Below are 6,973 nucleotides of genomic sequence, written 5' to 3' on the forward strand. Positions count from 1 at the left end.
CCGCCTGTTACAAGCAGTGTCGAATTTTAATACTTTATATGCAGCTAACCTTTATCTACTATTCCTTTCTAGGCAATCTTCTGGAGACAAAAGACTCAGGCTCTATTGTGGAACGTTTACTGCGGGATACTGCTCGTAGCAAGGCTAGGATCGTATCCAATCATATCATCTCTGTTTTCAAAGAGAGTAATTGCGTCCGCTGTGTATGGGAAAATTATTGCCTTCTTCATCATTCTTCCTCCAATGGGAGTTCAAAGCCATTTTCACTAAGTACAGTAATGTCAAAGAGATTTGACAATGCCATATTTTTTCTTTCGCCGCATCCAGCTAACTTACTTTGACAGTCAATTGTACAATTATGGCATTCGATGTCATTGAGACAGCATGAGCATAACCGCACTGCCCAACAGGATTTGCACTCCTTTTCAGACAAACGGCCGATATTCATGACTTGTTTAATCCTCTCGATATCAAAGCCATTGTCGATATTCCCAATACAAGAATAAGCTAGTTCAGGAACTTTTTCGCAAGGGAAAAATTCTCCATTGACATTTACAAAGAGCCGTACTATGCCAGGGATACAAGGACCTTGCGGGTGCATAACACTAGAAATCGCTGTATGCAATCGTAACTCCTTGTAAAGGTCGTAATATGAGCGCTTAGACTCTTTTACAAGACGACTAACATAGCGCTCATCCAACTTTCCTGACATGGACATGAAAAGTTTGAGAAATTCAAATTTCCTTTTGATCCGGTAATTCTCGCCAAACGAAACAAGAGAGTTTTCTTTAACATTTGATGAAGCCACTTCGTTAAACATGATATGTGTGTCCTGGAACACAGATGAAACAGAGAAGAATTCATCAAAACATGATGGGTTTGTTTTGGGATTTATTACTGTATTGAATTGTACGTGTTCCGCAACATACGAAGGATGCCTTGCTTTGAAGTTACGCACATTTTGCATTATAAGGTCAAAAGACCCTTTGCCAGATTTAAATACGCGATTGGCATCATGAGATTCCTTATCGCCATCTAGACTAATAAGAAGTTGGAACCTATTCTCTACAAGAAAATCCATGATTTCCGTAGTAAGTAATGTTCCATTAGTTGTCATGTTGAAATGAAGCTCTTTTCCTTGTATGTTCTCTTTAGCGTATGCGACACATTTTTTTATAAGGTTAAAGGCAAGGAGTGGTTCGCCACCATAGAAGCTAACGACAAAATCCGAGGATTCTTGGCTGCGTTCCACGCCAAAATCTATAGCTTTTTTTGCAAGTTCAAAATTCATGGTCTTAAGACTATGGGTGCGATTTTTATAATTGCCTCCATATGTACAGTAACCACACCGCAAATTGCAATTTTGCGTTACTTGCAGAATCACATCTCTAATTCTGTGTTGCAGAAGATGAGTTAAGAATGGGGTCATGGGATGAAAAATCTCTTTTACCTCACCAGGAAGACAAATTCCTTTTTCTTGTAATTCCTTAATGACATAACTGCTGGATGCCTCTGCTAATCCAGCTTCGATTTTTACCAATTCATCATACTGCTCTGTACTCACACGAATAACAGAGTTGGAATACCGATCATAAAGATAACAACCTTTCGGAGTTTGAAAACATTTCTCGGAAATCCCACGCCGCCGGCAAAACTCCCGTTTTGTCAGTCCACTGTTGCTGCATTCCTGAATAAGCATTCTCCATGTCTGCGCCCGATAGTCGTCCCGCACTGCCAATACATCTGCCATTTGATAGCATCTCTCCCTCCTTCTCGAAAAACTCACCGTGCGTTTTTCAAGTTTTGGGATATTATCTCACATCGTTGGCCGGGATTCTAGGCGGGTGGTTATTGTGCACTTACTTATCATCAATTTGAAAGCTAAGGTTAGTTGCAGAAATCGACTTGATATCATCAGGAATGTGAGTGATGCTATCATGATTTTCTCGCTCTAAAGAAAAAAACTGTCTTAAACTAGCAATGGATGGCTGAATCTCGCTGATAGATAGTCTTAGCCCTAGAATAATATCTAAAGGAGAAACTATGTAGCTTGAATATGAGATAAAAGCCATTAACCCTCCAAGGGTCAAATTTTGCGAGAGCATCATCAATACGCCCGAAAGGTAGAGCGCACAGGTAACCAAATGATCCAATATTTGTGAACAGCTATTATTAGCTTGTTTGACTAGTAAAGATTTCCGAAGAAGCCGATGTATGTCCGCCTCATACTGGATTCCTTCGTGTTCTTTTTGCTTCTTAAGATTCCATAGCTTAATATCAGGAATACAAAGAACGGTATTATTGAGCCAATGTGTGTATTTTTTGTGGGTTTCTAGAAGCGATTCACTCTGATGTGCTACTCTTTTTTTTGCGATACTGTTTAATAGAATCTTCACTGGAATAAAACATAGTACGACTAATGTCAACTTCCAGCTGATAATAAGTAGAGCGACAATCGCTCCGGCAGTTTTTATCGCAATTCCTCCTATAATAAGGAAATTGTTTTCTACAATTTCCAAAACGTTATCGACGTCATATAAAGCGTCAGAGAGTATCTTTAAGAAACCATCTTTCTGATATTGAGAAGGCTTTAGTTGAAATGCGTGTTCAAAAATTTTCTGCTTTAGTTTGATTCCTACATCAGTCTGGATCTTATTCTGAATGCTCAGTTCTAAAAACTCTATTCCCTTACTGATTGAGATAACCAACAGAAAAAGCACACTGAATCTCAGGACTACATTTGTATCAAGCTTAATAAGGCCGTCATCAATGAGCTGCTGTTCAAGAAGTGGTACTATAACGCCTAAAGCTGTGCTTGCTGCGAAAAGCAAAACTAGCACTACTATTTTCAAAGTGTGTGATTTTAGATTAAAAATGTCATGTAAACTTCTTTTTTGTGGCATATCATCAAGCCTTTCCGTTAGCAAAGTGTTGTGGCCCTGAAGATCATTACCGCAATACTCTATATCTCGATAAAGGCAAAATACGCATATTGTATGTAGCGGTATAATACATTTGTAGTCTGACATAAGTATAATTGACTTATCCATAAAAGTCAATTCTGTTTAAAATGCTACTATTAATGTGTAGTTTATTTGTGACACATTGCTAATCTGTGCGTTTTTTGCCTTGATGAACTTTTTTTGTTTTCTATTAGTAGTCTGCGTGAAGCTGGTTGGAGTTAGCAGATTAACCTTACGCATGTTTTCCTGAATTGTCATCAAGCGGTTATATGTGATATAATAATGTCGTGAGAGAAAAGTTGAAGCCATGTGATACTGTTCTTTCGCTATTATCAACTACCATTTGAATTGATCAATGATATGCCACAGCAAAAAAGCCGGATTGAAGTCCGGCGTCCGTTATTGTTAACTAGTAAAAACACAATTTAATCTTTAAAAATTACATTAAAACACTCGAAAGGAATATAAAAATGTCGCAACGACAATCGTCATCAGAATTGAGAATTCTAGAAATATTATGGGAACATGATGAAATGCCTGCAAAAGAAATTGCTAATATTCTCACAAAAGAAATAGGATGGAATAAAAACACTACGTATACTTTGATAAAGCGTTGTGTTAAAAAAGGACTAATCCAAAGAACTGAACCAAATTTTGTTTGTTCCGCCCTAATTTCTAAAGATGAGGTAGTCCGCAATGAAACTACTGGACTAGCGGATCGCATATTTGGAGGCAATTTGAACCTTTTATTCGCCTCATTATTATCCCAAAAGGGATTAACTAAAGATGAGATTGACGCACTTATAGTGTTAATTAATCGTCATGAAGATGACGATAAAGATAAGGAAAAGTGATTATTTATTTGCTGGCTCATATTGAATAATATCTTCAACAGAACATTGCAAGACGTGTAACACACGAGCTAAGACATCTAGGTCTAGTCTGTAAACATTTCCTGTGTATAAGCGATTGGCCACCTCAAAGCGAATTCCTGCTAATCTCGCCAACATATTTCTGTTGATTCCCTTTTTGTCCATTATTTCCTTGACATTCAAAAGAACTCTTCCATAGTCTTTCTCTTCAATAACTGTATCATATACGTGTTCCATAGGATTCACCCTGTTACCCTTTCGTTACTTCCATTTAATTTTAATAAATCAGTAGTAAAAAATGTATATCAGTTTTAATAGTATTCACTTATAAGTTATGCGAATTTAATTACCTGATGAAGATTACTATCTATATGTAGCCTTGGCTTGCGATGTTTTCATCAACATTGTTAGCTCATTGCTATTGCAATAGCATCCACCTCTTTCATTCTCTCCCGATAATAGACAATAAAACAAGAAGGCAACGGTAGCTATCAGATATTTCTCTTCCATTCCGGTTGGAACTTGATTTTCTCGCAGTGAGAAATCAATGTAGTGCCTTTTTTCGTAATCATTGAGATATTCGCAATAGCGCACTACCTATTTCTATTTTCATTCGTAAGTATCTGTTCACCTGTACGGTTCAAGGGGGTATAAAAATGGACTGCCCCCCAGTCCACATACGAATCGAGCGGCAATTTTGCCGCCCGATTTTTGTTTCAAAGCCATCTGCAAAGAAGTAGGAATCCGCTGTCGGCAAAGTGGCAGACTGCTCCCCAAGTGTGGGATCAGGGGTGTTACAGGCATCCGCAGAGGCACTTTCCGGCTGCACTGCCGGGGGTTCATCAGACGCATCATCTTCCGACACAGGAGCGTTTTCCGGCTCGTCAGGGCAGGGCAAGTCGGAGCATAAGGTATAGAGGTTGCTGGTCTGGCCGCCGTTCTTACGCTCGTCAAACCGGGCCTGCTTGATGATATATCCCGCCTTCACCAGCTCATCCAGCGCCCGCTTTGCGGTGGACACCCCATAGCCGCACTTGGCGGCTATGGTCTTGACAGAGGGGAAGCACTCGCCCTCTTTGTTGCAATGCAGAACCAGGACTTGCAGCACAAGCCGCGCTCTGGGCTTCAGTTCAGAAGAAAATGCCCGCTGCATATACTCAAACTTTGCCATATTCCAATCCTCCCAATCATGTCTTACTGTTACAGGCGTTTTTCTCCTGCAATATACTTCTCCACCAGCGGCCGGTAAATCTGTCCGTTGACCCGTTTTGCAAACAGGTCGTGGGATGCCGCCGCAATCCGCACATCTTCCCCAAAGAGTTCCATACAGTATTCCTGAATTTCCTGCGGCACACAGATCGCTATCGGGCGCACTTCCAACGAACCACACTCGGACAATGCCTTGTGGAACACCGGAATCTCATAGGGCAGGACACTTCCGCACAGGAGCCGGTGATCCGCGTCACGGAAAATAGAGGTGGGCGTCTGCATCACGCCGCAGTCATAGATGATAAACTGATACTCCCTATCCGGCTCGTTGGTCAGGTAGCAGTCGATCCCATCAATGGTGTAATGCTCCCCATCCGGCGCCGCTTCGTAGATGTTCAGCAGGAGCTGCAGGTGACGGTTCTGATTGACTTCGATATACGCCACCTCCGCACCTCTGGCCGCCAGCCAAGATGCCAGGTTAAAGGCCGTCACCGTCACGCCGCTCCTGCGCTGCGAACCGGCCACGGCAATACGGATATTCCGGGCGTTCCAGCGGTACGGAATAATCTCATCCGGCTCCGGGGCTTTCTCACGCTGAGTAACTGGCTGTTCGTAGACGGGAGCCTTTACCACATACCGCTGCATCCCATCTTCGGAAAGCGCTTCTGTCAGCTCGTCCAGGGCGTCATCCAGCGTTTCACCTGTAACCAGATTCACAACGCCGATGGACAGTAGCCTCTGTACCTCGCCGTTCACATCCTCGCAGCCGGAGAGGATGACGATGATCCGGGCGGAGAACATCATTTGAAAGGATTGCAGGGCAAGGGTGAAATCATTGCCGCTTTCCTCGATACACGCCGCATCCACCACAAAAAATTTGGCGTTGGCATAATTGCGCATATCTTTGGTCACGAAACTTTTCAGGCTGAACCGGCCGACCAGCTTCTTGGCGGGCAGAGTCATACTCCGCACGGCGGGGTCGATCAGGTTACTTTTCTGGTTACTCGTCAAGTACAACAGCATAGGATTCACCTCCCATAGTTTCAGCATTGGTTTTGTCATCCGCCCCGCCGGTCAGCAAGAGCACGATGCCCACCGTCACGATCACGATGTAGATAAACAGTTCAATCAGCTTGTTTCGGTTATTCATATCGCACCCCTTTAGTAGATCGCCCATAAGGGACCGCCTGCTGCTGCGCCCTTTCTGGCTTCATCCAGAATGATTGATATATCCCATTCCTGTTCGCTTCGCTTTTTACTGGCAGGATCGGCCACCAGGATTTTTCCTTCAGAGGTCACTCCGCGCAGCACCATAAAGTGACCGCTGGATGTGAAGTGGCCTTTTGACATGAGTGCCACAATCAATTTCCCGGATGCCAAAGCATCCACCACAGCTTGCGGGTCATCGGTGCTGATGCTTTCCCATTGAAGCCCAAAGCCCTCCGCAGCCCCCGGTATCAACGAGTGATAGGACCCGTTGCCGGAACACCAATAGCCGTTCTGATACGCCCATTCTGCCATTGTGGGGGGATCAACGGTCTGGTCTGTCAGGCTGGATACCACAATCGCCATAGAGGTCGGTCCACATCCATAACCGCCAATATTATCGGTTCCATACGGAAGATCGGCCCATCGCTCATCCAACTGATTGTAGTAGACAACTTCGGTCGCCCCATCCGTAAAGATGACGCCCTCATAGCTCTGACCACTACCGTCTATATAGTCTTTCTCATAAATGCCGAGCTGCTGGTTGTAACCATATTGCTTCTGAAAATCCTCCACCACATTTACCTCATCTCCAATCAGCCATTGGGACAGCATGGAAAAGGGGCTGGTAATGAGGTACAGGATGAAGGCAATCAAAAGCAAAAGCCCTATAACCGGGGCCAGGATCATAAACAGGATTCTTTTCCGGCTCTCGGAGTCGGT

The 6,973-nt window shown here is 43.3% G+C and carries 8 protein-coding genes; 1 reads left to right on the forward strand and 7 read right to left on the reverse strand.

Annotated features, from left to right (window positions below; genetic code table 11):
• Positions 1-229: 229 nt before the first annotated feature.
• On the reverse strand, positions 230-1,750 hold the full coding sequence (gene ccpM / locus QZ135_RS24110; protein ID WP_294615575.1) for a Cys-rich peptide radical SAM maturase CcpM: 1,521 nt from the start codon (positions 1,748-1,750) through the stop codon (positions 230-232).
• A 109-nt stretch (positions 1,751-1,859) separates the two neighbouring features.
• Positions 1,860-3,050 (reverse strand): ABC transporter ATP-binding protein, encoded by a 1,191-nt coding sequence (locus tag QZ135_RS24115; protein WP_294615577.1) that lies wholly within the window; start codon positions 3,048-3,050, stop codon positions 1,860-1,862.
• 383 nt (positions 3,051-3,433) lie between these two features.
• Here QZ135_RS24115 and QZ135_RS24120 point away from each other — a divergent pair, with 383 nt between their 5' ends.
• Entirely contained in the window at positions 3,434-3,817 is a 384-nt protein-coding gene (locus QZ135_RS24120) for a BlaI/MecI/CopY family transcriptional regulator (RefSeq protein ID WP_294615579.1), read from the forward strand.
• Here QZ135_RS24120 and QZ135_RS24125 read toward each other — a convergent pair whose 3' ends face one another.
• The 5 genes from QZ135_RS24125 to QZ135_RS24145 form a co-directional block, all read right to left on the reverse strand.
• Positions 3,818-4,072 carry a helix-turn-helix transcriptional regulator gene (locus QZ135_RS24125; protein ID WP_294615581.1) on the reverse strand — a complete coding sequence of 85 codons (255 nt, stop codon included), beginning with the start codon at positions 4,070-4,072 and terminating at the stop codon, positions 3,818-3,820. It abuts the gene before it with no gap.
• A 403-nt stretch (positions 4,073-4,475) separates the two neighbouring features.
• Positions 4,476-5,006 (reverse strand): helix-turn-helix domain-containing protein, encoded by a 531-nt coding sequence (locus tag QZ135_RS24130; protein WP_294615583.1) that lies wholly within the window; start codon positions 5,004-5,006, stop codon positions 4,476-4,478.
• Positions 5,007-5,035: 29 nt separating this feature from the next.
• Complete coding sequence (locus tag QZ135_RS24135; protein ID WP_294615585.1) at positions 5,036-6,094, reverse strand: hypothetical protein; 1,059 nt, start codon at positions 6,092-6,094, stop codon at positions 5,036-5,038.
• A complete protein-coding gene (locus QZ135_RS24140; protein ID WP_294615587.1) occupies positions 6,045-6,194 on the reverse strand; it encodes a hypothetical protein in 150 nt (49 codons plus the stop codon). Before QZ135_RS24140 ends, QZ135_RS24135 begins: the two co-directional genes overlap by 50 nt.
• Positions 6,195-6,205: 11 nt before the next feature.
• Positions 6,206-6,940: a C39 family peptidase gene (locus QZ135_RS24145; RefSeq protein WP_294615589.1), complete on the reverse strand. Its 735-nt coding sequence runs from the start codon at positions 6,938-6,940 to the stop codon at positions 6,206-6,208.
• Positions 6,941-6,973: the final 33 nt, after the last annotated feature.

Origin of the sequence: uncultured Bacteroides sp. (assembly GCF_905207245.1) — a bacterium.
Classification (GTDB): domain Bacteria; phylum Bacteroidota; class Bacteroidia; order Bacteroidales; family Bacteroidaceae; genus Bacteroides.

Coding starts and splice junctions, on each gene's coding strand:
- QZ135_RS24130 (WP_294615583.1), bottom strand. CDS start 5,006: ATGGCAAAGTTTGAGTATATGCAGCGGGCATTTTCTTCTGAACTGAAG.
- QZ135_RS24145 (WP_294615589.1), bottom strand. CDS start 6,940: ATGATCCTGGCCCCGGTTATAGGGCTTTTGCTTTTGATTGCCTTCATC.
- QZ135_RS24115 (WP_294615577.1), bottom strand. CDS start 3,050: ATGGATAAGTCAATTATACTTATGTCAGACTACAAATGTATTATACCG.
- QZ135_RS24125 (WP_294615581.1), bottom strand. CDS start 4,072: ATGGAACACGTATATGATACAGTTATTGAAGAGAAAGACTATGGAAGA.
- ccpM (WP_294615575.1), bottom strand. CDS start 1,750: ATGGCAGATGTATTGGCAGTGCGGGACGACTATCGGGCGCAGACATGG.
- QZ135_RS24120 (WP_294615579.1), top strand. CDS start 3,434: ATGTCGCAACGACAATCGTCATCAGAATTGAGAATTCTAGAAATATTA.
- QZ135_RS24140 (WP_294615587.1), bottom strand. CDS start 6,194: ATGAATAACCGAAACAAGCTGATTGAACTGTTTATCTACATCGTGATC.
- QZ135_RS24135 (WP_294615585.1), bottom strand. CDS start 6,094: ATGCTGAAACTATGGGAGGTGAATCCTATGCTGTTGTACTTGACGAGT.